The sequence below is a fragment of the Duganella sp. Leaf126 genome (assembly GCF_001423125.1).
In the GTDB taxonomy this organism is placed as follows: Bacteria; Pseudomonadota; Gammaproteobacteria; order Burkholderiales; family Burkholderiaceae_D; genus Rugamonas.
This window is the reverse complement of the sequence record NZ_LMNW01000029.1, coordinates 1-1,287: the sequence shown is the minus strand read 5'-3', so window position 1 is coordinate 1,287 and position 1,287 is coordinate 1. Positions and strand designations below refer to the sequence as shown.

The 1,287-nt window shown below is 50.2% G+C and carries 2 protein-coding genes; both read right to left on the bottom strand.

What is annotated here, in order from left to right; all coding sequences use genetic code 11:
* Positions 1 to 98 precede the first annotated feature (98 nt).
* Positions 99 to 1,028, bottom strand: coding sequence for a hypothetical protein (locus tag ASF61_RS13415; protein ID WP_056156642.1), 930 nt, complete (start codon positions 1,026 to 1,028; stop codon positions 99 to 101).
* Between the two features lie 28 nt (positions 1,029 to 1,056).
* Positions 1,057 to 1,287, bottom strand: a 231-nt coding sequence (locus tag ASF61_RS24110; RefSeq protein WP_229205847.1) for a hypothetical protein, incomplete at its 5' end; no start/stop codon positions are given.

Below are 1,287 nucleotides of genomic sequence, written 5' to 3'. Positions count from 1 at the left end.
TTTGTGTCCATAATCTGAATTTGTGGGCACAAATGCTGTGCCAAAATTCGATCATGAATGACGGTGCTCAGACAGTCCAGACGGTACTAGAAAGACGCTTACTTTCCAAGCGCTGGCCATGCTGTCAATGCATCCCAAGTTTTGAACGTGTAGCGAGGCCGTCCTTTTCCGACCTGAATCACGCCCAGTTTGATTTTGGCGGGACGCTTGAGCCACTCACGATTGATCAAATCGGGATCCTCAATATCTGCCGCCACCTTACCCTTGATCGTTTGGCTGCCGTCGGCTACATCGAATTCGAACGTGCGGCCGCCCGGTAGCATGCCAGCAAAACTGCCGATGAAATCTTCATCGCGCTCACGGATATTTCCTTCCTGAAGACGTTCAGCCGAGACTTCGAGGTGTTTGCGACTATCGAAGCGAAAGAATTTGTCTTCAAATTCCAGGCCGCAAAGCGCATGATTTTGAATAAGGTAACCTAGGAAATCAGCGACCTTCCGCACTGCTCTGGGATGGATTTCTTCGACCAACTCGGCTATCTCATCATCCGACCCCTCTGCGGATATCCTCAGCAAATCTTGCAGCTTCTGCAAAGCTTCGTTGGTTCGTCCAGCATCGGGGAAGAGATCGTTTTTTTGAGGCGGCAACTCCAATTCAAAGCCGAAAGAGCCGATTGCGGTGCCCGTGATTAATAGCTGATTCTTCGCCTTATCTGGTATTGGGCCCATGTATTGCAGGCTTTCGCTAAGGCCGGCCACGACCGCAGAAAAAGCATCAGAAAATGCGCCTGCCGCTTTCGTACCAAACTCTGCTGCAATTCCGTGAGAGCCAAATACAGGCTTTCCTCGAAACGTCAGCTTGGCCTTCTTTACGTCGGGCGGATGGACTGCGGCAGCTAACGCTGCTCTTGCAGCTCGTAACCGGCTCTCAAACGATATCCGTGCGATTACCTCTGCCTGAGGCATTGTTGCCAGAATTCCTTCTAGTTCAGCTATCTCGGACGAGATGACGTTGATCTGATCACTCATGGTGTTGCCCCTGCAGGTAGCTTTGCAGTCAATGTCTGTAATGCCAGAATATCTTCAGTTGGGTCGAGACTGACTTGAATAAACCCTTTCCACGCACCGTCACGCCGATGCGACCACATACTATACCAATAGCTGATTTGCCTGATTTGAAGCGCGTCGGTCGGTAATCCCCCCTGCAAATGATCGCCATCAGAAGTAGAATTTTCTCAATTAGTTTTTTGAAAGTTCTGCAATGAAGACTTCCCGATTCACCGACAGC

Excerpts from the sequence above, each read along its gene's own strand:
- ASF61_RS13415 (WP_056156642.1), bottom strand. The coding sequence starts at position 1,028 with ATGAGTGATCAGATCAACGTCATCTCGTCCGAGATAGCTGAACTAGAA.